This window comes from Streptomyces sp. NBC_00554, assembly GCF_041431135.1.
Lineage (GTDB): Bacteria > Actinomycetota > Actinomycetes > Streptomycetales > Streptomycetaceae > Streptomyces.
Genome location: NZ_CP107799.1, coordinates 4,315,674 through 4,336,753 on the forward strand (window position 1 = coordinate 4,315,674; position 21,080 = coordinate 4,336,753).

A 21,080-nucleotide genomic window follows, 5' to 3' on the forward strand; every position below is an offset into this window, starting at 1 on the left:
CGCTTCCTCTCATCGCCTCCCCCTGATTTCCGCTGTTCGTGCCGTAGCGCCGGCGGCGCGGAGGACCCGCGCATCAGTCTGTGGGATTTCAGCGGTAGTTGAGCTCGGCGAGCTCGGTGGCAAGCTTCTTGGGTATGGCGGTGTGGCCGAGCAGGGGCAGCGCTATGTTGCGCACGACGCGCGCCATTGGGTTGCGGGTGGTGGCCATGCGGGTCATCCGGTCGGTGAAGGCGACGACTCGCTGGGCGACGGGGCGGCGCCGGGCCTCGTAGCCGTCGAGCCGCCCGGTGGCGAGCGCCTGGCCGAGGGCGTAGCCGTCCTGGATGCCGGTGTTCATCCCCTGGCCGCCGGCGGGGCTGTGCACGTGCGCGGCGTCGCCGGCCAGGAACAGCCGGCCGGCCCGGTAGCGGTCGGCGACCCGGTGGTGCACCCGGAACCGTGAGGACCACGCAATGCCCGTGACCTTGGCCTGGCCGGGGGCGCGCTCGTCGAGCAGCCGCTGGACGAAGGCGAGGTCGGGGGTGGGCGGCGCGTCGTCCACGGTGGCGACGACCCGGTAGTGGCCGCCGGGGAGCGGCGCGACGACGGTGAGACCGTCGGTGCCGAAGGTGAGCGACACCTCGCCGGGGCCCGGGGCCCAGTCCATCACCGCGTCGGCGAGCACGAAGGACTCGCCGTAGGCGCTGCCGGTGAATCCGATGCCCGCGGCTTCGCGGACGGTGCTGTGCATGCCGTCGGCGCCGACGGCGTATGCGGCGCGCAGCGTTTCTCCGGTGCTCATGGTGAGCGTCACGCCGTCCTCGTCCTGGACGACGGAGGCGACCTCGTACGGGCGGTGCACATCGCCGCCGAGCGCCCGCAGCCGGTCAAGCAGCACGCTCTCGGTCTCGTACTGGGGAACCATCAGCGTGTACGGGTGCGCCGTGGGGAGCTTTTCGAACGGCACGGTCAGCAGCCGGCGGGAGCCCTCGCGGACGGCGAACCGGGTGACCTGGATGCCGCGTGCGATCAGCTCCTCGGAGGCTCCCAGTTCGTCGAGGACCTCCAGGGTGCGGGCGTGTACGACGGCGGCACGTGAGGTGTTGGCGCCCTCCGCCAGCTTGTCCAGGACGACGAAGTCGACGCCGGAGGCGGCGAGCGTGACGGCGAGAGCGAGACCGGCCGGGCCGGCACCGACGACGGCGACCTCGGTGCGGGCGGGCAGTGCGGTGGTGTTCATGGCGGAGCCTTCCGTTCTGGTCCGGGAAACAGGTCAACACATGTTGGTCAACGAGTGTTGGCCAACGCCTGTTGACAGGATGCCCGGATCCACGCTGGAAAGTCAACACGCGTTGGCCTACAATCGTTGGCATGAACCAGGACGCCGAGCCCACCAGCACAGACACCAGGACAGACACCAGCAGCACAGACACCGGCAGCACGGACACCACCGGCACGGACAAGCGCTCCGACCGCACCAAGGCCGCGATCCTGCGCGCCGCGCGTGAGCGGTTCGCGGCTCAGGGCTACGAACGCACCACCATCCGCGCCGTGGCCTCCGACGCCGACATCGACCCGTCGATGGTCATGCGCTACTTCGGCAACAAGGCACACCTCTTCGACGCGGCGCTCGCCATCGACCTGCGTCTGCCGGACCTCACCGACGTTCCGGCGGAGAAGCTGGCACGGGTGCTGGTGCGGCACTTCCTCGACCGCTGGGAAGGCAACCCGGCCGACGAAGCGCTGCTGGTCCTGCTCCGCTCGGCGGTCACCAACGAGCACGCCGCGACGCGGATGCACGAGATCTTCGCGACCCAGGTCGCCCCGACGCTGGCCGCCGCGCTGGGCCCGGAAACAGCCAGACGCAAGGCCGGACTGGTCTCCGCCCAACTCCTCGGCCTGGGCCTGACCCGCTACCTGCTGCGTCTCCCGGCGGTGACCGCCCTCACCCGGGACGAGGTCGAAGACGGCCTCGCCCCGGCCATCGAGGCCGTTCTCGCACCGAAGTAGGCCGCCCGGCCAACGCGCCGGGCGGCATCGACGTACGGCACCTCAAGCGGCTGACGCGGCCTCACGGCGGGGGCCTTCGGCCTCGTACAGCGACTCGATGAGGGCGCTGCGTGCGCGCGCCACCCGCGAGCGCACCGTGCCCACCGGGCAGCCGCTGACGAGTGCCGCTTCCGCGTAGGGCAGCCCGAGCAGTTGGGTCAGCACGAACGCCTCCCGGCGTTCGTCGGGCAGTGCGGCCAGGAGTTCGGCGAGGGCGATGCCGTCGTCGAAGCCGGGGAGGCCGCGCGGCTGTGCGCGTTCGGCCGCCGACTGCCAGTCGTCGGTGTGCGACAGGCGGGGCCGGGCGGCGGCGTACCGGATGCTGTCGACCACGGCGCGGCGCGCGATGGACAACAGCCAGCTGCGCGCCGAGCAACGGCCTTCGAAGCGGTGCAGGCTGCCGAGGGCCCGCAGGAAGATGTCCTGGGCCAGGTCGTCGGCGTTCTGCGGGTCGGCGCCGAGGTGGGTCACGTAGCGGATGACGTCCCGGTGCAGGGCGCGGACGAACTTCTCGACCGCGTCGAGGTCACCGCCTCGGGCGGCGAGCGCCCAGGAGGTTATCGACTCGTCGCGTGAGGCGGGTGAGGTGGAAGAGGTCGGTACGGCTTGTGAGTTGGGCAGGGCGGTAGTGAGCACCTGGTGTCCTTCTCGGGGTCCGGGAACGGGCCGGCCCAGCGGGCACGGCGGTTCCGGCGGTTGTTGACGTCCGGCCGCGCAGGCGCGACCGATACCCGAGGCGAAGTGCGGAGTGTCGGTGACGGACTCCGTGGGCGGCCTCGGGGAACCGGCTGTCGTCAGATGACAGCGGTCCCGACGGGTGGACCCCGAGAAGTGATGGCATGGACGAGGAGGAGCTGCCGCAGCGCTTGGACCGAGTGGTTCCGGCGGGCGCGGACACGTGGGCGGTGCGGCGGCGTGGGCAGCCGGAGCAGCAGCCGCAGCGGGGCGACGAGCCAGCCGGCGAGGACCCGCAGGATGCGGAACGCGGCGCGCTCGCCGTGGGCGAGCCACAAGCCGCAGAGCAGGGCGGTGACCAGGTGGGCGGCGAGCATGCCCATCGGGGACATGCCGTCCATGACATGACCCGCGTGGGCCATCGAGCCCATGGAGCCCATACCGTCCATGCCACTCATCGAGATCATCGATCCCGAGGAATCCATGGACGATGACATCGATGACATGTCCGCCATGTCATGGCTCATGGAGTGCGCAGCCGTCGCCTGCCCGCCGTGGGTGTCCGTGCCGGTTCCCGCCGGCGAGCACAGCAGGTACGACGCCCATCGCCCGGCGAGGGACGCTCCATCGGCCCCTTCCGGCCGTACGACCGCCTGAGCGAGCGAGAACAGCGCGTGGAGGAGGACTTGGGCGGCGACCGTGACGGAGCCGACGGCGAACAGCCCGCGTTCGCGGCCGGCCAGCGCCCACGCCGTCCCGCCCGTCGCCACGGCTCCGGCGACCAGCGCCCACCAGGGCACCTCGAAGCCGGACGCCATCGCGTGTCCCTGCACGGCGGACAGCACGCAGACGGCCGCGAACACAGCGGCCCTCAACGCACGCGAACACCGTCCAGCCGTCATAGCGGCTCATCTTCGCACCAGCGTCTCCGCTGTCACCAGGGCAGTACGGAAACCCACCGGGTACGCGCACACGGACTCCGGATCGCCTCGTACGGCGTCCGTGGGGTGGGAGCCGTACCGAGTCAGGAGTCGGACGCGCCGATGGGCGAGTTCCGGCGAGTTCCCCAACAGGCTTGTGCTGTACGTCATTTGACCGGCCCTGTCGGGCTGGCGCGTCAGGTTTCCTTCGCGGATTCATGGTGGGTGGGGCCGGTCAGTTCGGCCGCGGTCAGGGTGAAGTGGCGGGCCAGCACCTCGGCCGCGGTGTCGGCGTCGCGGGCCAGCGCCGCCTCCTCCAGCCGGCGATGCTCACCGACGTGGTCACGGTCGGGGTTGCGGTGCGCCGACCAGCGGCGAGCCAACTCGCTCGCGGTCCACATCCGGTCGAAGGTCTCAAGGAGGACGGGGTTGCCGCAGCCCTCCAGCAGGGTGCGGTGGAAGACCCGGTGGGCCTCGGACCATGCGTCGCTGTAGTACTCGCTCTCCTCCGGCGCGTACGCCGGGGTGCGGGACAGCCGGTGGTGGGCGGCTCGTACCCGGGCCTCCCAGTCGACGTCGCCGCGCTCGATGGACATGCGCAGCACGACCGGTTCGACGGTCCGGCGGGCCTCCGCGATCTCCTGCCAGCGGCTGTCGGAGAAGGCCGGGACGGCGAAGCCGCGATTGGGCAGCCGGTCGGCGAGGCCCTCGCCGACCACCCGCACGAGCGCCTCGCGTACGACGGCCAGGCTCACGCCCTGTTCCCTGGCGAGGTCCTGCGGTTTGAGGGCGTCACCGGGGGCGTAACCCCCGCGCATGATCGCGTCCCGCAGGTGTGCGTAGACCTGCTCGGAGAGCATCTGCTTCCCCGAGGAGGCTGAGGTGTCGGCCGTCCGAGTCATGTCCCCATCATAGACGATCCAGTGAATAATCGATTATTCGTGTTATCGTCGATTCAGTGGTCGATGAAGGATGACGGCGGTGTCTCTACGAGACGCTGCGGGCCCTCCTCCGGCCGCATCACCGTCACCCCACAGCACGGCCTGAAAGGAACGACGCGATGAGCGCCAACGATCCCTTCGCCCGCCTCCCCGAGGCGCCCTCCTTCACCGTTACCAGCACCACCGTCACCGACGGCGCCGCCTGGTCGCCCGAGCAGTTCTCCGGTATCTCCGGCGTCCCCGGCGGGAAGGACGTCTCGCCCCAGCTGTCCTGGAGCGGCGCCCCGGAAGGCACCAAGAGCTACGCCGTCACCGTCTACGACCCCGACGCCCCCACCGGGTCCGGGTTCTGGCACTGGGCGGTCGCCGACATCCCCGCCGCCGTCACCGAGCTGCCCGAGGGAGCCGGCGACGACACCGGTTCGGGCCTGCCGGAAGGTGCCTTCCAGCTGCCCAACGACGCCCGCGCGGCCCGCTTCATCGGCGCCGCCCCGCCGGCCGGGCACGGCCCTCACCGCTACTTCATCGTGGTGCACGCCCTCGACGTCGAGTCCATCGGCGTCCCGGCCGACACCACCCCGGCCTACCTCGGCTTCAACATCGCCGGCCACATCCTCGGCCGCGCGGTCCTGACCGCCACCGCCGAGACTCCCGCCTGACGAACAGCTTGTCCCAGCCGACGTTCAGCCTGCGGCGCGCCGGGATGCGGCCCCGCGCGGCCGTGAGCGTGACGTCGTCACCCGGCGCCGATCGGGATACGTTCCCGGCATGGACTCCGCATCCCTACTCCTCCATCTGCGCCGCGAGTTGGACCGCTTCCGGGCCTGTCTGGACGGCGACCTGGCCGCACCGGTCGAGCATTGCGGCGACTGGACGCTGTACGACCTGGCCGACCATCTGGGCAGCGGGAACCTCTGGGCGGCCACCGCTGTGACCGAGGGACACGGCGGCCTCAAACCGGCGGCGGCGCCACGGGACCCGGCGGCGCTGGGGCGGTGGTTCGACGCCACGTCCGAGACCTTGCTCGCCGCCCTGGACAACGACCCGTCCACCGCGGCCTGGACCTTCTACCCCCCGCACACGGTCGGCTTCTGGCAACGACGCCGCTGCCTGGAAACTCTCGTCCACGGCTGGGACGCCGAACACGCCCTCGGGATACCCGCGCCGCCGCTCGACGCGGGCCTGGTCCACGACGGCGTGTCGGAGGTCTTCGACACCATGGCCCCTCGCCAGACCGCACGCGGCCGCGCGGCCCCTCCTCAGGTCGCACTGCGCCTCGAAGCCACGGACACCGGGGCGACCTGGACGTACGGCCCGGGCACCCCGGTCGCGGTCCTCGCCGGGACGGCGGAGAGCCTCCTGCTGACACTGTGGGGACGGCTGCCGCGTACGGGTGACGCACTGACGTGGGAGGGCGATCGGCACACCGGGGAGCGGGTGTTGGACGGGCCGTTGGTGCCCTGACCTCGGGTCTCTCGAAGCGGGGCGGGCGGACGTTGGCCGTCCCGCCGGAAAAGGGATCGACTCGCTGCCCGCAGGTCATGTTGGCTGGGCGGCATGCCTGAACTGCGTACCGAACGCCTCACGCTCCGTCGATGGCAGGATTCCGACCTTGGACCATGGGCGGCGATGAACGCCGATCCAGAGGTCCGGGAACACCTCGGGGCTCTCCTCACCCGTGAGCAGACCGACGCCTCGGTGGCGGGCTTCCAGGCCGAATTCGACGAGCGGGGCTACGGGTGGTGGGCCGTCGAGGTGCTCGCCACCGGCGAGTTCATCGGCTTCGCCGGCCTGGACCGGGTGGATGACGGAATGCCGTTCACCGGAGTGGAAGCCGGCTGGCGACTCGCCCGTTCGGCCTGGGGGCACGGCTACGCCACCGAGGCCGCCCGGGCCTGCCTGGCTTTCGGCCTCGAGACCCTCGAACTCCCCGAAATCCTTGCGGTGACGACCGCCACCAACCTCCGTTCCCAGGCCGTGATGAGCCGGATCGGAATGACCCGAGACCCCGCCGACGACTTCGACGACCCCAACGAGCCCGAGGGCCCACTGCGCCGGAACGTGCTGTACCGGATCCGCGCGTGATCCGAGAGCAGCCCGAGCGACTGGCGGCTTGCACAACTGCAGCGGGACCAGGCGGACTCATGCGGTCACGGTGCTAGATGTGGATGAGGATCTGTCGTAGGGGATGTCCGAGCACGTCCGTGACGGAGGCCAGTTCCTCGTCGGTCAGCCATGCCCGGTTCGGATACAGGACCTCGATCCTGAACCGCGCGAAGCCCATCGGCCAGTCGTACACCAGCTCGTTGAGCGACGTCTCGGCGTCACAGCAGGGAACCGTCACCATGAGCGTCGAAAAGCCTTCGTCGTAACGCTCCGAGACGGCCTCCCCCCACCAGCCGGGGGTGAGCTCCGCACCGCAGCGCGGGCAGGAGATCTTCTCCAGGTTGGCGCCGCAGAAGACCACCTCGACGCACTCGTGCCACTTGGCTTCCAGGCCCTGGCGGGCGTCGTCGTCGGGAAGCATCCCCGACAGCACGCCCGCGGCACGATCCGCCGCATCCCGACTGGGCTGCCAGTACGGATCAGTCGGAATCACCGTCAGGTAGTTGCCGCTCATCGCCCGCCTTCCGGTGCCGACCCGACCACCGGGGCGAACGGCTCGAGAGCCTACGACCCGCGCTCAGAACTCGACGACAACCCGGAAGAGTGCGGGGTCGGCGATGGCGAAGTCAGGGGAGGCGGACGGGTGCTGTTGGAAGCGGGGGTCGTTGTCTGCTGTGCGCCATGCGTCGGGGCTGTCCCAGTGCGCGATGTCGACCAGTTGGAAGCGAGTGTCCGGGTCCACCGCACGGTGCAGCCGGTTGTCCCGGAAGCCGGGCGCCTTGCTCATCAGCTCTGCGTGGCCGAGCCAGTACGGCAGGAATTCATTGATCCGCTCGGCGGGCAGCTCGAAGGCATTGACGAAGGTTACTCCCGGCCCCACGCCCGAACCGTTTCCCGCCGCGCGGTATTCGGCCGCCACCTCGTACCATCCGCCGTGCACGGTGGCATAGTCCGCGGCGGTGGCTGCCGACGCGGTGAAGCCGGGATTCGCCAGAGCCTCGTCCCGGGCCTCGATGCTGTCCCAGTGCGCCACATTGACCAGGCCTAGCCGGGACTCCGGCAACAGCCTGCGGTGCAGCCGCGCATCCCGGAAACCGGGGGCGGCGTGAATGAGCCCGACGCGCTCCCGCCAGCGTGCGACAGACTCGTCGATCCGGTCCTCGGGCAGTTCCCACGCGTCGATCAGCGTGATTCCGTCATCAGTCACCACACCATCGTGAAACCTGAACCACACTTCAGGTCAAGATGATCCGGTCACGCGCCCCGGCGGGTGGCGCAGCCATGCCCACGACCCACCTGTGCGTGGCGGGGCTCCTTCGCCACCGGCCGACCCAACCCCCCAATCCCTGATTGCCGACCACTGCCCCCTTGGAATCGATCAGCTAGCCAAGGAGAGCCGCGATCCTCAGCGCACGCTCCGACGAAGTCGTCGTCAGCCGGGCCCACGACCCGTCCCGGAAGGAGATTTTGAAGTCGGACTCGGCCATGCTGAATCGCTTGAGTTCCACGCCGGCGATTTCCTTGCGGGGCAGCGTCCAGAGGACGGCCTCGGATCCCGGGACCTTCTCGCCGCCGCCCCATTCGAGGAACCGACTGCCTCGCGCCGTGTCCTCGTACGAGGTGATGCGTACGAGCCCCTCAGGCTCGGCCAGTTCGATCTCGGTCACCGTTCGCCAGGACCGCCGGGAGGGGTCGAGTTGCCAGGGCAGCGTACGAGCCGTCTCGCCCACGCCCGCCCACATGACGGGGAAGTCGTCGACCTCGTTCTCACGCTCCTCCAACTTGCCTCGCTGGTCGGGAGAAGCGGGGCTGCCGAGGGCGCTGGCGAGGATGTAGAGCGGCAGCATCAGGAGCCGGGTGACGACAGTAAGGACGTACCGGCCGAGCCTGCCGAAGAACCCCCTCACCGCGAAGGTCTGTCCAGGGGGCCAGCCGGGCAGGTCGGGTTCTATGTCGTTGCGCTCGTGGTCGCGAAAGGAGCGCCGCTTCTCCACCGAGGCGGCCGTACCACTCGCGAACTCGACCCGGAAGCGCTCCGGTTCCTCGTCCATGTCCCTTCCTTCCCTGCCACTTTGGCAAGGTCAACTATGCCAAGCGAAGTCGGCACGCTGACGGTCGGCTTCTCGTCACCGAGTGCGGTCCGCTCTGGGCCTACTCCGACACCGCAGCGTCGCCCGTCCCACGCCCGACGAACGGATCACCGTGGCTCAGCCGAATTCCAACGCCCAGCCCGAAGCCCTCAAGCCCGCCCTCGATTCCATGACCGTCCTGGTCGCCGCCGTCATCGTCCACGACCGGGCCACCAACCGCGTCGTCCTCCTCCAGCGCGGTGAGAACGCCAAGTTCGGCCGGGGCATGTGGGACCTCCCCCTCGGCAAGAGCGAACCCGGCGAGCCGATCACCGGGACCGCCGTACGCGAGCTGTACGAGGAGACGGGCCTGACGGTGAAGGCGGAGTCGCTGAAGTTCGTGCACGTCATCCACGGGGCGTGGGGCGTCGAAGCCCCGAGCGGCTTCCTCACCGTCGTCTTCGCCGCCCACGAATGGAGTGGCGAGCCCGAGAACCGCGAACCGCTCAAGCACGCCCAGGTGCGCTGGACCGACATCGCAGCCATCCCCGACGACTTCGTGAAGTCCAGCGCCTGTGCCCTCCGCCGATACCTCGCTGCTGATGCTCCCGAAGTCTCGCTGCACGGCTGGACATAACCGCACCGGGCAGCGTTATGCACCTTCCGGAGCGTCTGCCACGACTTCAGCCCACACCGTCTTCCCAACCGGCTTTCGGGGCACCGTCCCCCAGCGCGCGGCGAGCAGTGCCACGAGGAGCAGTCCACGGCCGGACTCGTCCTCCGGCCCGGCGACGGTTTCGGAACCGAACCGGGGCAGGCGCGTGGAAGCGTCCGCGACCTCGATACGGATCAGGCGCGTTCGTTCGTCGAGGGCGAGCCGGAGGTGGAAGTCCCGACCGGGCGTCCGGCCGTGCTGTACGGCGTTGGCGGCGAGTTCGGCGACCAGGAGCGAGACCGTGACGGACGTGTCCGAGGTCGACGGGTATCCCCACTCGGCCACACGGCACACCGTCAGATGCCGGGCGAGCCGGGCGCCTCGGGGCGACGACGTGAACTGCATGGAGAACACGGGGCTTTCGGTCGACGCAGGTTCCTTCGCGGCAGATTCCTTCGACACAGTGCCGTGGTCCATCGCATCCCTTTCGTAGCCGCGAGCGCGACCCGCAGCGTGTGCGAGTCGTGACGTTCCGTACACAAGAGTCGTCAAACGGACCTACGCTCAAAAGGGGATCGAGCCTTACCGTGCGGACCGTAAGGAATGGAAGTGGCGTCTTGGCCAAGGAAATTGACCCGGAATCATCGATGGCGGCGCTCTTCGGTTCGCGCGTACGCAGACTCCGTACGGCGGCGGGGCTGACCCAGGCGGAGCTGGGCGCGAAGACGCATGTGGTCGCCTCCCGGATCACCCAGGTCGAACGCTGCTCGGGGGCGAAGCCGACCCTGGAACTGGCCGGTGTTCTTGATGAAGTCCTGGGCACGGACGGGCTGTTGGTGGAGCTGTGGCCGTACGTCTATCGGGAGGCGTTCCCGGACTGGTCGCGGGCGTTCATGGCGTACTCGGAGAGGGCGGTCTCCATTCGCGAGTACGGGGCGCACCTCGTGCCCGGCCTCTTGCAAACGGAGGATTACGCGCGGGCGGTGCTCAGCGTTGGGCTTTCCCTCCAGGGCGAGGAACACCTGGAGGAGCGGGTCGCGGCGCGACTCGGCCGGCAAGGGCGACTGACCGCCTCCGACAGGCCCGAGCTGTGGGTCGTACTGGACGAGGCGGTGCTACGGCGGCCGGTCGGCGGATGGGCAGTCATGCGAGCCCAATTCGCGCGGCTACTGGATGCCGCCTCCGATCGTCACATCACGGTGCAGGTGCTGCCGTTCGAACAGGGCGAGCACGACGTGATGGGCGGGTCGCTGACCATCCTGGAGCTGCCGGACGGCCGCGAGGTCGCCTACACGGAAGGCGCCCACTACGGCCAACTCATCGAGGATCCGGACGAGGTCAAGCGGTTCGGTCTGTTTTACGATCGGCTCCGGGCGGCAGCCCTGCCCCCGCTCATGTCGCTCGACATGATCCGATCAGCGATGGAGGGCATCCACCGTGACGCGAACATCCCGTCCCGAACTGAACGGCGCCGCCTGGCGCAAGAGCAGTCACAGCAATCAGGAGGGCGGCAACTGCGTGGAGGTGGCGGCCGGAATCCCCGGCGTCGTCCCCGTCCGTGACAGCAAAGCCCCCGACGGTCCAGCACTCGCCTTCGCGGCAGGCTCCTGGGCCGCGTTCATAAGCGAGTTGAAGGAAGCCCGCCACCGCGTCTGAGTCGGCCGGGTACCGGCCCCGAACTGCGTTCCCGTCCCGCCGATCCCTCGCGCGCGGGGGGACGGCGGGCCACGACCCTCCCCCAAGAACCAAATGAGGAAAGAACCAACTACCCTCCCCCACCGAATCGTTCACCCTCAGGAGTGATCCGGTTGCGGAGAGTGTGGGCGGGAGGTTACGTTCCCGGCGACAACTCCACACAAACGACGGCCCCCGCCAGGACGGCAATCCTGAACGAGGGCCTGACCGCTCAGGAAGAGAACGACTTCCCGATGGCTGATTCGCAGTCTAACGCGCCCTCGCGCGCCACCGCCGGAGCTCCCACCTCCGGCGTCATCCACGTCCGCACCCGCCTCACCGCCGACTTCACCGTGATCGCCAACGCCCTTACGCAGCGGCGCGGTAGCGCGGTCACCATCGGCGTCGCGGCCTACATCCTCTCGTTGCCGGACGGTGCGATCGTCAGCATCGCCGCGCTCTGCAGGCACTTCACCGAGGGCGAGATCCTGATCTCCCGTGCGCTACGGGAGTTGGAGGCCGCCGGTTACCTGGAGCGGCGGCGCGAGCGCGGGCCCGACGGTCAGGTGCGCACGCGGACGTTCTTCTACGACGTACCGCGTGGGCAGGGGCAGCCCACTCCGCCGCCCAACAGGCCTGTCCGGCCACGGAAGTCCGCCGAGGGCGGCCCACCACCACGGCCGCTCGGGGACACGACTGCCAACGACGAGGCCGCGCCAGCCCCTTCACCCGCCGCCCCACCATCACCGTCACACGGGACAGGCACCGCATCCGAGACCCCGCCCCCACTCCGCCTCGACAACGCCGACCCCCAAGCCGTCGTCATCCTCGCCTCCCTCCGGATCGTCGACCGCAGACTGATCCTGTCCCGCCGCGAGGTCGCCGAGCTGGCCCCGGCCGTCGCCAAGTGGCTCGCGCGGGGCCTCCGGCCCGAGGAGATCACCGGCCTGCTCACCGCCGGACTCCCCGGGCACTTCCAGTCCCGCCCGGCGCGGATTCTCGCCTACCGGCTCGGCGAGGTCCCACTCGCGGCGCCACCGGCCCCAAACACTCCGCCCACGCAACGGGCCGTCCTGCCCTGGCAGACCTGCGACGGCTGCGAACGCGCCTTCCGGGCCCCGGAACCGTCCTCCTGCCGCGACTGTCGGGAGGCGGCCTGATGTTCCTGAGGCAGGCACGGAGTCGCGTATGCGAGCATGCGAAACCTGGGATCAGCGGGAGGAGGGTCATGGTCGACCGGTTCAACGACGGGCTTCTGACGCCCACGGAGACGGCTTCCCACCTGGAGGTCCCCTTGTCGACGCTCACCAGCTGGCTCAAGGGGACGGCGGCCGGCGCACCGCTCGTGCACCGGGTCGAGCCGGTACGCAACGGACAGCCGTCGGTCCCCTTCATCGCCGTGGCCGAGGCTCACGTCCTGCGTTCTCTTCGCTCGCTCGGTCTGCGCATGAGCGAGATCCGGGAGGCGGCGGCCGTACGAAAGGCGTTCGACACCCCCTACGGCCTGGTCTCGAAGCGCATCGCGACCGACGGGGTGGACATCTTCGTCGAGCACGGTTTCGGGGATCTGCGCCGGGCCCGGGACGGTCAGGCCCCCATTCACGAGGTGGTGGCCCGTTACCTCCGGTACCTGAACTGGGAGGGCGACGACGACTACCCGGCGAGCCTGCGGCTGAGGCAGTACGGGGACTCCGTCCCTGTCGTCATCGACCCGCGGTTCGGCCACGGACTGCCGGTCATCGCCGCCAACCGTGTCTCGGTCAAGGCGGTCACAGACCTGTGGGAGGCCGGGGAAAGCGTCGAGGACATCGCCTACGAGTACGGCATGACCCCCGAGCAGGTCGACGAACTCTGCCACGCAGTGGTGCGCCTTGCCGCCTGAGTTCTTCCTCGACCGGAATCTGGGGCGCCGTGTGACGGAGGAACTGAGGGACCGTTCACGGGACCTGGAGATCCAGCCCGTCCTTGACCGTTGCGCGGTGCTCTTCTACCTCGACAACCAACAACTCCGCAGTCTGGAGATGGTGGATCGGCTGGACACACATCGCAGCGCGATCCACCGAGCCGTCGAGAAAGGCGGTCCGGCCGCGTACGCCGTACGACAGAACGGCCTCGACCGCACCTGGCCATGACAGCCCGCGCCGACTGGTGTCACCGAGTGGCACCTTGATCTCCGACCGCCGCTGCCGTCATGGCTGACCGAGGCGCTCTGGGACCGCCGATGGACCGCCGGTGGACGGCAGGTTCGCGAATCAGTCACGCGGCCCTGGCATGGCGGTCAGACCATCACCGACCGCGCCTCGAGGAACTCCTCAAGACCGAAGGTGCCGTACTCCCGCCCAATGCCTGACTGCTTGAACCCTCCGAACGGAGACAGCGACTCGAAACCGCCGTTGATCGCCACCCGGCCCGCCTGGAGCCGCGACGCGATGCGATGCGCCCGCGTGGGGTCGGAGGAGAACACATAGGCGTGCAGGCCGTAGTCGGTGTCGTTGGCGATCTCCACCGCGTGGTCCTCGTCACGGTAGGTGAGGATCGAAAGCACCGGCCCGAAGATCTCCTCACGCGCGATCGTCATGTCGTTGGTGACGTCCGCGAACAGGGTCGGTCGCACGAAGTATCCGTCCGCCAGTCCCTCGGGACGGCCGGGTCCGCCGGCGACGATCCGGGCGCCTTCCTCGACACCGCGACGGATGTAGCCCTGGACACGCTCCCACTGCCGTTCGCTGACCATCGGACCGATGGCCGTTGCCGGGTCGCTGGGATCGCCGACCGGGAAGTCGGCCATCTTCGCCGTGGCGACAGCGATGATCTCGTCCAGTCGGCTCTCCGGGACGAGGATGCGGGTGCCGGCGACACACGCCTGGCTGCTGTTGGCGAACCCGGCCATGAGCGCGCCGGTAACGGCCTGATCGAGATCGGCGTCGTCGAGAATGATCGACGGCGACTTGCCCCCGAGTTCGAGCGTCACGCGCTTCAAGGTCTCGGCCGCGTCGCGAAGGATGACCTTGCCGACCGGGGTCGAACCGGTGAAGGTGATCTTGGAGATATCGGGGTGACGTGTGATCGCGCTCCCGACGACATTGCCGAGCCCCGTCACGATGTTGAAGACGCCCCGCGGCAGTCCGGCCTCGTGAAGTGCTCGGGTCAGCGCATAGGTCTGCATCGCGCTCATCTCGCTCGGCTTGATGACGACGGTGCAACCGGCCGCCAAGGCGGTCGCGACGTTGTTGGAGATGAAGAACGGATCGGAGTTCCACGGCGTGATCACGCCTGCGACGCCGACCGGCTCCAACTCCACGGTCGCGTTGCCGATTTGCCGTGTGAAGTCGAAACCTTCCAAGGTCGTGATCATGTCGGCGAACGCACCGACGGCCGAACCGACCATCCACGCGTTGCGCACCGGCCCGCCGTACTCCAGGAGGACGGCCTCCTGGATTTCGCTCGTCCGCGCGGCGACGGCGGCCTGGAGCCGGCGGAGCGCGTCGAGCCGCTCCTCCTTCGATGTCGCGGACCAGGCCGGTAGCGCGCGCTTCGCCGCTGCGACAGCCGCGTCCGTGTCCACCTCGTCGGCGAGTTGGACCTGCCCGATCACTTTCCCGGTTGCGGGGTTGAACAGGTCGGCGAGTTCCGTGCCGTGCGGGGTGACGAATTCGCCGTCTATGTAGATCTTGTTGATCACGTTCTCTTGCATGGTGGTCTCCTGGACTTGTTCGCCGCCGAAACCACGGAGTGGGGCGGCGGTTGTCTGATCGGTGGCCGCCGCGCGCAGTTGGGCGCATGTCGCGGACCAGCCCGTGCAGCATGGGCGACCGGGCCCGGCGTCGCTGATCGCTGATCGCTGATCGCTGAGGACTATCGGGCCGACTCCGAGGAGGCTGTCCGCAACTGCTCGTCGTCGAAGACGATCTCGACCAGCGGGCTGCGCGCGAACCATTCGTCGAAGTTCTGGCGTCGACTGACCCGCGCCGCGATCTCGGGCCGGTTCTGCAATTCGAGGACTTCGGTGATCACTCGCCGCCGTGTCGGCCCGTCGACCAGTGCCGCGGTCGCGGGCAGGTCAGCCGTAACCCCGTGTTTGAGATGCACGACGAACCGCGGATTGGCCCGCAGGTTCGCGTACCAGTTACGAGGGCCGGGCACGCCGGTCAGGTACCAGCGACCGTCGACGCGGTGGAACCAGATCTCGATGCGCCGCGCGATGCCGCTGCGTGCACCCCGTGTCGTGATGTCGATCGTGTGCTCGGCCGCCGAGGAGTCCGGCCCAATGGCAAGGGCGCGGGCGACGGCGTCGTCCAAGATCACCGCCCGGCCTGCCCTTCATCGCCGAGGGGCACGTCGCAGTTCTCGGTTCGGAACCAGCCCACTGTGCGGTACTTCATGATTCTCTCCCTCGGAGGTGATCGGAGAGCATTCGGTGAGTGGTCGGCGACCTTCATTACCCGCCTTCTGCTTCGTCCCGAAATTCATGGAACGTTCCGGTACCTCCATGGAAGCAATGCCGCGGGCGCCAAGCCAGCAAGATCCTCCCGCGTGGTTGCACAATCCTCTTCGCCCAAGCGGCTCTTATGGGAGCGCCGCAGCAGCGGGACCGGCTCCGCCACGCATGCGCATCGCATCAATGCTGGGCGGGGCACCGAACTGGCGCCGGTATTCCCGGCTGAACTGGGCCGGACTGTCGTATCCGACGCGGTGCCCGACGCCGGTGATGTCGTTCGGATGGTTCGCCAGCAGCAATCTCGCCGCCTGCAGCCGGATGTGTTTCTGGAACTGGATCGGGGTCATCGCAGTTACCGCCTGGAAATTCCGGTGGAAAGCGGAGACGCTCATCCCCGAAAGCTGTGCCACTTCCTCGACCCGGAAAGGCTGGGCGTAGTTCTCCCGGATCCACTGCACCGCACGTCTGATGTGGCTCAGGCTGCTGTCGGCCAGGCCGAGCTGACGCACGGCGTCACCTTGTTCCCCCGTCATCAACCACCAGAGGATCTCGCGCTTGACCAGCGGGACCAGTGCCTTCCGGTCCCGTGGCCGGTCAAGCAGGCGCAGCAGCCGCACGATGGCGTCGAGCAACTCGTCCGGGGCGTCACTGACTGCGATTCCCGGGCGTACGGTGCCGGGGGACCTCGGCAGATCCCCCGACCCGGACTGCAGCAGCAGCTCCGCGATGGCAGCAGGTTCCAGAGTCATCCCGAAACCGAGCGTGGGGCGGCCCGGGGCGGCGTCGATGAAATGCCCCGTCACCGGGAGGTCGACCGAGGTGATGAGGTACTGACCAGCGCCGTACTCGTAGACGCGGTCTCCCAGTGCCAGACGCTTTCGGCCCTGAGCGATAACCGCCAGGACCGTGCCGGACATCGCGGACTCCGGCGGCACGGCGTGGTCGGCCTTGCAGATCCGGACGTCGTCGATGGCAGTGGTCAAATCGGGACGCACATGCCGTTCCAGCAGGTCGCGAAGTTCGCCCAGAGACATGTCTCGATTTCAGCACAAGACCCGGGGTGATCTTCAGAACCGAGAGGAACGTGCAAGGACTCGCGAGTTTCGTCAAAGCGTCAGCCGAGCCTCATCGACACAATTCCGTGCGGTCCGGGCACCCCGGTCGCCGTGCTCGCCGGTACGGAGGAGAACCTCCTACTGACGCTGTGGGGGCGGCTGCCGTGCACCGCTCGACCCGTGAACCGTGACCGCTCTCTTGAGGAACTTGAACGCGGCCGCTGGCCGGCGCCTCCTACCGGCGCGACCCGTCTTGTCATGACCGCGCATGCCCTTCGGCGTCGGCCGATCGGAGAGCTGGCCGTCGAGGACATGCGCTTGTTGATCGGACAGGACGTGGGGCTGCAGTACCTGCTGCCGATGGCGCTGGAGGTACTGCGGGACAACCCGATGGCCGAGGGCTACATGTACGCGGGTGATCTGCTGTCCGCGGTCATCACCAGGAACCCCTCGGTTTGGGGTGAGTCAGCCGAACTCAGGCACGAGCTCCGCATGATCGTCTCCGGGTTGGCCGACCTGCCGCCCTTCATCCGGCGGGACGTCGAGCGGTTCCTGGCCGCGAGTCGCTGACGCCCGGACCGGTCCTGGGGCTGACGAGGAGCGTGGCGTCAGGAGCGTGTTACGAACCGGCCCCCTGGCGTCAGGTAACCGCCAACACGGCGCTCCACCGGCTCCCCGGCCCCTTCCATGGGACGCGGACATCCGTGCGGACAGGAGCAGGCAATGGGTGAGGACGCGGGGCGGCGCATCGTGGTCGGGGTGAGTGGTTCGCTGGGGAGTCTGGTGGCTCTGCATCGGGCCGTGGGGGAGGCTCGGCGTGGGGGTGCCGAGTTGCTGGCCGTGCTCGCCTGGGAGCTGCCCGGGGGTGAACTCGCCTCCCGGCGTGCGGTGTTCCCGTCGCCTGTGGACGAGCTCCGGCGGGCGGCGGGCGAGCGGCTGCTCGGGGCTCTGCGCACGGCGTTCGGTGATGCGGGGCCCGGGGTTCCGTTCCGGGGGCTGGTCGTACGGGGTACGCCGGGGCGCGCGCTGGTGGAGTGTGCGGACCGGGACGGGGATCTGCTGGTGGTCGGTGCGGGGTGTCGTGGCTGGGTCCACCGGGCGTTCTCCCCGTCCACCGCCCGGTACTGCCTCGCCCACGCCGACTGTCCCGTCCTGGCCGTCCCGCCCTCACCCCTGGAGAGCGAGCTTGCCTCCGTGCACCGCCGTATCGGCCTGCGACTGCCCCTCGACGCACGGGAGTTGACCGACGGCAAGCAGAAGCAGAACTGAGCTCAGCGCGGACGCATCCCGAACAGGAAGCGCGTCAACCTCGTCCGCCGTACGAGGAGTTCGTACGAAGCCAGGGTCAGGGCGAGCGAAGCCGCCACGATCAGGACGTACTTGACCGGGATCGGGGCGTCCAGGCCGACCACTCCGTACGCGACCGCCACGACGATCGGCTGGTGGAGGACGTACAACGGCAGTGCGCCGACGGCCAGATAGCCGAAGAAGCGGCGGCGACGACCCGCATCGTCACCGGCCCCAGGCACAGGCCGGTCACGCCGGTCACGCCGCCCGCGTCGGTCCAGCAGCCCCACGATCCCCACGATCCAGCACCACCCCGCCGCGCCGAACAGCGCACGCGAGACCACCGCGAGCGCGGTCTGGTCCGTGAAGGCGTCGTCCGCCGTCATGAAGCCGGGCGCGCAGGCGGCGAAGAGGAGTGGTCCGAGGACAGCGCCCACCACCGCATCCCGGCGCATCGCCGCGCGTAGGCGGTCATCGGTGGCCAGGATGAAGCCGTAGAGGAAGAAGAGGAGGTACGCCCATCGGCCCCAGCCTCCGTAGTCCTCCTCCAGGCCGATCAGCGCGCTCATCGCGGCCAGCGGAAGAGCAGGGAGCAGCACCACGCCGCGCCGCTCGCACGCCCTGGCGAGAGCATCGCGGAGCCGACGCGCGCGTGCCTCGGGGAACCACCGGGTCAGCGGCACCAGGAACAGCGAGAACGTGAGCAGCAGCACCACGAACCACAGGTGGCCCGTCTCGAAGTACTTGCCCTGTACGACGAAGGGGAACGCGGAGAGGTCGAGGTGGACGTCGAAGAAGCGGGGCAGGAAGCGGAGGTAGGACTCGTCGTAGCCGGGGTCGGCGGACCGCTCCCGCAGCCATTGCGGCACCGGCAGCAGTACGGCCGTCGCGAACAGCAGGGGTACGCCGAGGCGCAGCAGCCGTTCCCTCGCGAAGCCGCCGGGGCCGCGGCGGTGCAGCGAGTGCCAGGAGCCGAGGCCCGCGACGAAGAACAGCATCGGCATCGCCCACACCACACCGAACCCGGCGATGACCAGGATCGCGTCGGTGGTGTCGCGGTTCTGGACGTAGAAGTCGGTGTCCGTGGCGAACACCAGCGCCGAGTGGAAGAAGACGAGCCCGACGACGACGAGTGTGCGGATCGCGTCCAGCTCCGTGCGCCGGCCGGACGCGGCTCCCGCAGGTCCCGCGGGCTCCGAGCGCTCCGCCGACGCGCCTCCCGGCTCCGTCATGCCGCCTCCCCCGTGGCGTGTGGCATGTCGCTTGTGGCCGCACCAGTGTCCGGCCTCCGGGACGGGAACGCCAGGTACACACCCAGCCGAACCCCGTTCCGGCCACACCCCCGTAAGCAGCGCGTTACGGCTGCCGGGCTGGACGTCAAGCATCCGTCAGCAGCCCGCTCCGTACCCCGTCACCCGGGCATAGCGTCACCGGAGCGTCCGGTCGATACAGAAGAGCATCGGCAGAGCGGCGCACGTCACCTGCGTCAAGGAGCTGCACGATGTCCCCACTGGACCGTCCCGAGGACCCGGACCCCGAGCCTTCCGAACGCATCCCGGCCGGACGCCTCTACGTACCCGTCCGGTCGGGGCCCGCGGGCTGCACGGCCCGGTTCTTCCGCACCCCCCTGGGCGGTCGTACGGCCGTCGGATTCACCTCGGCGGCGAAGCTCACCGCCACCCTCGGCACGGAACAGGTCTGCATCAGACTGTCCGAACCCGCGCTGCGCGCGCTCGCCGCGCCTCTGGGCGTCAGCGCCCTCACCGTCGACCCGCAGCTCTCCGCGCCTGCAGCCGCGCCCTCGACCGACCCGTGGCCGCACCCGGTCGCCATCGCGCATCCGACCCCGCTCATCGGCTGAGGAGCTGAGGAAACGCCATGACCATCTCAGTCACCTCCCTCCCACCCGCCAACGAGAGCGACCCCTCCGACACGGACGCCCTGTCCGTCTGGCCCCGCTCCGCCCGCCCCCAGCCCGACGGAGACGTCACCGTAGGCGGCGTCTCCCTCGCCGAGGCGGCCGACCGATTCGGCACCCCCGTGTACGTGCTGGACGAGCAGGAGGTCCGGGAGCGCTGCCGTACGTACCGCACGGCGTTTCCCGAGGCCGACATCGTCTACGCGGCCAAGGCATTCCTGTGCCGTGCGATGGCGCACTGGGTGCAGGAGGAGGGCCTCGGCCTGGACGTGTGCTCCGCCGGGGAGTTGGCGCTCGCCGTCACCACCGGGTTCCCGCCGGAGCGGATCGTGATGCACGGCAACGCGAAGAGCCCCGAGGACCTGCGCACCGCGCTGCGCCTCGGAGTCGGCCGCATCGTCGTGGACAGCACCTCGGAGATCGCCCGGCTGGCCGCGATCACGCCCGCCGGTACCCGCCAGAAGGTCATGGTGCGGGTGGTGCCCGGCATCGCGGCCGGCGGGCACGCCAAGATCCGTACCGGTACCGAGGACCAGAAGTTCGGCCTGTCGATCACGGACGGTTCCGCGCAGCACGCCGTCACCCGGATACTCGACCAGCCGCACCTCGAACTGGTCGGCCTGCACTGCCACATCGGCTCGCAGGTCACCACCGTGAAGCCGTACGTCGCCGCCGTGCGCCGCATGGTCGGGCTGATGGCCCGGATCCGCGACCAGCACGGCGTCACCCTGCCGCAGCTGAACATCGGCGGCGGACACGCCATCGCCTACCGGCCCGGCGAGGACAGCCTCGACGTGTCCGTCCTGGCCGGCCGCGTCCGCGCCGAGCTGGCGGACGGCTGCGCCCGGGCCCAACTGCCCGTCCCCCGGCTGACGTTGGAGCCGGGCCGTGCGGTCGTCGGACCCGCCGGGGTCGCCGTCTACCGGGTCCTGTCCGTCAAGCGCACCGGGGAGCACACCTTCGTCGCCGTCGACGGCGGCATGAGCGACAACCCGAGGCCCGCGCTGTACGGCGTCCGGTACGCACCCCGGCTCATCGGCCGCGCCTCCACCGCGCCGCCCCGCCTCGTCACGGTCGTGGGCCGACACTGCGAGGCGGGCGACATCCTCGCGGACGAGGTGGCGCTCCCCGGCGACGTACACCCCGGCGATCTCCTCGCCGTACCGGCGGCGGGGGCCTATCACCTGTCCATGGCCTCCGGTTACAACCTGGTCGGCCGGCCCCCGGTCGTTGCGGCGGCCGACGGCATCGCGCGGATCCTCGTACGCCGTGAGTCGCTGGACGACATGAGCCGCCGGGACGTCGGCCTCTAGC

The 21,080-nt window shown here is 69.5% G+C and carries 26 protein-coding genes; 14 read left to right on the plus strand and 12 right to left on the minus strand.

Going from position 1 to position 21,080, the window contains the following annotated elements:
- Positions 1-88 precede the first annotated feature (88 nt).
- Complete coding sequence (locus tag OG266_RS18725) at positions 89-1,219, minus strand: FAD-dependent oxidoreductase (protein ID WP_371547071.1); 1,131 nt, start codon at positions 1,217-1,219, stop codon at positions 89-91.
- A gap of 131 nt (positions 1,220-1,350) precedes the next feature.
- On the opposite strand from OG266_RS18725, the gene OG266_RS18730 reads away from it, so the two are divergent.
- Positions 1,351-1,989 carry a TetR/AcrR family transcriptional regulator gene (locus tag OG266_RS18730; RefSeq protein ID WP_266456632.1) on the plus strand — a complete coding sequence of 213 codons (639 nt, stop codon included), beginning with the start codon at positions 1,351-1,353 and terminating at the stop codon, positions 1,987-1,989.
- Positions 1,990-2,031: 42 nt separating this feature from the next.
- Here the strand turns inward: OG266_RS18730 and OG266_RS18735 are convergent, their stop codons facing one another.
- The 3 genes from OG266_RS18735 to OG266_RS18745 form a co-directional block, all read right to left on the minus strand.
- Positions 2,032-2,664 (minus strand): sigma-70 family RNA polymerase sigma factor, encoded by a 633-nt coding sequence (locus OG266_RS18735; protein ID WP_371547072.1) that lies wholly within the window; start codon positions 2,662-2,664, stop codon positions 2,032-2,034.
- A gap of 158 nt (positions 2,665-2,822) precedes the next feature.
- The gene (locus OG266_RS18740) at positions 2,823-3,605 is read right to left on the minus strand and encodes a hypothetical protein (RefSeq protein WP_371547074.1); all 783 of its coding nucleotides are present in this window, start codon (positions 3,603-3,605) and stop codon (positions 2,823-2,825) included.
- 215 nt (positions 3,606-3,820) lie between these two features.
- The gene (locus tag OG266_RS18745) at positions 3,821-4,525 is read right to left on the minus strand and encodes a GntR family transcriptional regulator (protein WP_371547076.1); all 705 of its coding nucleotides are present in this window, start codon (positions 4,523-4,525) and stop codon (positions 3,821-3,823) included.
- Between the two features lie 158 nt (positions 4,526-4,683).
- Between OG266_RS18745 and OG266_RS18750 the strand changes: the two genes are divergently transcribed.
- The 3 genes from OG266_RS18750 (at position 4,684) to OG266_RS18760 (ending at position 6,649) form a co-directional block, all read left to right on the plus strand.
- Positions 4,684-5,223 carry a YbhB/YbcL family Raf kinase inhibitor-like protein gene (locus tag OG266_RS18750; RefSeq protein ID WP_371547077.1) on the plus strand — a complete coding sequence of 180 codons (540 nt, stop codon included), beginning with the start codon at positions 4,684-4,686 and terminating at the stop codon, positions 5,221-5,223.
- A 109-nt stretch (positions 5,224-5,332) separates the two neighbouring features.
- Positions 5,333-6,028 carry a maleylpyruvate isomerase family mycothiol-dependent enzyme gene (locus OG266_RS18755; RefSeq protein WP_371547079.1) on the plus strand — a complete coding sequence of 232 codons (696 nt, stop codon included), beginning with the start codon at positions 5,333-5,335 and terminating at the stop codon, positions 6,026-6,028.
- A gap of 93 nt (positions 6,029-6,121) precedes the next feature.
- Positions 6,122-6,649, plus strand: a complete 528-nt coding sequence (locus OG266_RS18760; RefSeq protein ID WP_371547082.1) for a GNAT family N-acetyltransferase — start codon at positions 6,122-6,124, stop codon at positions 6,647-6,649.
- 73 nt (positions 6,650-6,722) lie between these two features.
- Here OG266_RS18760 and OG266_RS18765 read toward each other — a convergent pair whose 3' ends face one another.
- From OG266_RS18765 to OG266_RS18775, 3 genes are all read right to left on the minus strand, one after another.
- Positions 6,723-7,184 (minus strand): hypothetical protein, encoded by a 462-nt coding sequence (locus OG266_RS18765; RefSeq protein WP_371547085.1) that lies wholly within the window; start codon positions 7,182-7,184, stop codon positions 6,723-6,725.
- A 63-nt stretch (positions 7,185-7,247) separates the two neighbouring features.
- On the minus strand, positions 7,248-7,877 hold the full coding sequence (locus OG266_RS18770) for an antibiotic biosynthesis monooxygenase (protein ID WP_371547087.1): 630 nt from the start codon (positions 7,875-7,877) through the stop codon (positions 7,248-7,250).
- A 175-nt stretch (positions 7,878-8,052) separates the two neighbouring features.
- A complete protein-coding gene (locus tag OG266_RS18775) occupies positions 8,053-8,721 on the minus strand; it encodes a hypothetical protein (RefSeq protein ID WP_371547090.1) in 669 nt (222 codons plus the stop codon).
- A gap of 151 nt (positions 8,722-8,872) precedes the next feature.
- On the opposite strand from OG266_RS18775, the gene OG266_RS18780 reads away from it, so the two are divergent.
- The gene (locus OG266_RS18780; protein ID WP_371547093.1) at positions 8,873-9,376 is read left to right on the plus strand and encodes an NUDIX domain-containing protein; all 504 of its coding nucleotides are present in this window, start codon (positions 8,873-8,875) and stop codon (positions 9,374-9,376) included.
- Between the two features lie 15 nt (positions 9,377-9,391).
- Here OG266_RS18780 and OG266_RS18785 read toward each other — a convergent pair whose 3' ends face one another.
- Positions 9,392-9,799: an ATP-binding protein gene (locus tag OG266_RS18785; RefSeq protein WP_371547096.1), complete on the minus strand. Its 408-nt coding sequence runs from the start codon at positions 9,797-9,799 to the stop codon at positions 9,392-9,394.
- Between the two features lie 242 nt (positions 9,800-10,041).
- Between OG266_RS18785 and OG266_RS18790 the strand changes: the two genes are divergently transcribed.
- The 5 genes from OG266_RS18790 to OG266_RS18810 all read left to right on the plus strand — a co-directional run bounded on the left by OG266_RS18790 (position 10,042) and on the right by OG266_RS18810 (position 13,200).
- Positions 10,042-10,956: a Scr1 family TA system antitoxin-like transcriptional regulator gene (locus OG266_RS18790; protein ID WP_371552860.1), complete on the plus strand. Its 915-nt coding sequence runs from the start codon at positions 10,042-10,044 to the stop codon at positions 10,954-10,956.
- Positions 10,919-11,050 carry a DUF397 domain-containing protein gene (locus OG266_RS18795; RefSeq protein WP_371547098.1) on the plus strand — a complete coding sequence of 44 codons (132 nt, stop codon included), beginning with the start codon at positions 10,919-10,921 and terminating at the stop codon, positions 11,048-11,050. Before OG266_RS18790 ends, OG266_RS18795 begins: the two co-directional genes overlap by 38 nt.
- Positions 11,051-11,322: 272 nt before the next feature.
- Positions 11,323-12,228 (plus strand): hypothetical protein, encoded by a 906-nt coding sequence (locus OG266_RS18800; protein WP_371547101.1) that lies wholly within the window; start codon positions 11,323-11,325, stop codon positions 12,226-12,228.
- 68 nt (positions 12,229-12,296) lie between these two features.
- Complete coding sequence (locus OG266_RS18805; protein WP_371547103.1) at positions 12,297-12,950, plus strand: DUF433 domain-containing protein; 654 nt, start codon at positions 12,297-12,299, stop codon at positions 12,948-12,950.
- Positions 12,951-12,981: 31 nt separating this feature from the next.
- Positions 12,982-13,200, plus strand: a complete 219-nt coding sequence (locus OG266_RS18810; protein ID WP_371547105.1) for a hypothetical protein — start codon at positions 12,982-12,984, stop codon at positions 13,198-13,200.
- A 146-nt stretch (positions 13,201-13,346) separates the two neighbouring features.
- On the opposite strand, the gene OG266_RS18815 is transcribed toward OG266_RS18810, so the two are convergent.
- From OG266_RS18815 to OG266_RS18825, 3 genes are all read right to left on the minus strand, one after another.
- Entirely contained in the window at positions 13,347-14,762 is a 1,416-nt protein-coding gene (locus OG266_RS18815) for an aldehyde dehydrogenase family protein (RefSeq protein ID WP_371547107.1), read from the minus strand.
- Between the two features lie 161 nt (positions 14,763-14,923).
- Positions 14,924-15,373, minus strand: a complete 450-nt coding sequence (locus OG266_RS18820) for a nitroreductase/quinone reductase family protein (RefSeq protein ID WP_371547110.1) — start codon at positions 15,371-15,373, stop codon at positions 14,924-14,926.
- A 261-nt stretch (positions 15,374-15,634) separates the two neighbouring features.
- Positions 15,635-16,540 (minus strand): AraC family transcriptional regulator N-terminal domain-containing protein, encoded by a 906-nt coding sequence (locus OG266_RS18825; RefSeq protein WP_371547113.1) that lies wholly within the window; start codon positions 16,538-16,540, stop codon positions 15,635-15,637.
- A gap of 201 nt (positions 16,541-16,741) precedes the next feature.
- Here OG266_RS18825 and OG266_RS18830 point away from each other — a divergent pair, with 201 nt between their 5' ends.
- Both OG266_RS18830 and OG266_RS18835 read left to right on the plus strand, forming a co-directional pair.
- Positions 16,742-17,131, plus strand: coding sequence for a contact-dependent growth inhibition system immunity protein (locus tag OG266_RS18830; protein ID WP_371552862.1), 390 nt, complete (start codon positions 16,742-16,744; stop codon positions 17,129-17,131).
- Positions 17,132-17,284: 153 nt separating this feature from the next.
- Complete coding sequence (locus tag OG266_RS18835; protein ID WP_371547115.1) at positions 17,285-17,830, plus strand: universal stress protein; 546 nt, start codon at positions 17,285-17,287, stop codon at positions 17,828-17,830.
- Positions 17,831-17,832: 2 nt separating this feature from the next.
- Here OG266_RS18835 and OG266_RS18840 read toward each other — a convergent pair whose 3' ends face one another.
- The gene (locus OG266_RS18840) at positions 17,833-19,080 is read right to left on the minus strand and encodes an acyltransferase family protein (RefSeq protein WP_371547118.1); all 1,248 of its coding nucleotides are present in this window, start codon (positions 19,078-19,080) and stop codon (positions 17,833-17,835) included.
- Positions 19,081-19,349: 269 nt separating this feature from the next.
- Between OG266_RS18840 and OG266_RS18845 the strand changes: the two genes are divergently transcribed.
- Together OG266_RS18845 and lysA are read left to right on the plus strand one after the other, a co-directional pair.
- Positions 19,350-19,709, plus strand: coding sequence for an SAV_915 family protein (locus tag OG266_RS18845; RefSeq protein ID WP_371547121.1), 360 nt, complete (start codon positions 19,350-19,352; stop codon positions 19,707-19,709).
- A 17-nt stretch (positions 19,710-19,726) separates the two neighbouring features.
- Positions 19,727-21,079 (plus strand): diaminopimelate decarboxylase, encoded by a 1,353-nt coding sequence (gene lysA, locus OG266_RS18850; RefSeq protein ID WP_371547124.1) that lies wholly within the window; start codon positions 19,727-19,729, stop codon positions 21,077-21,079.
- Position 21,080: the final 1 nt, after the last annotated feature.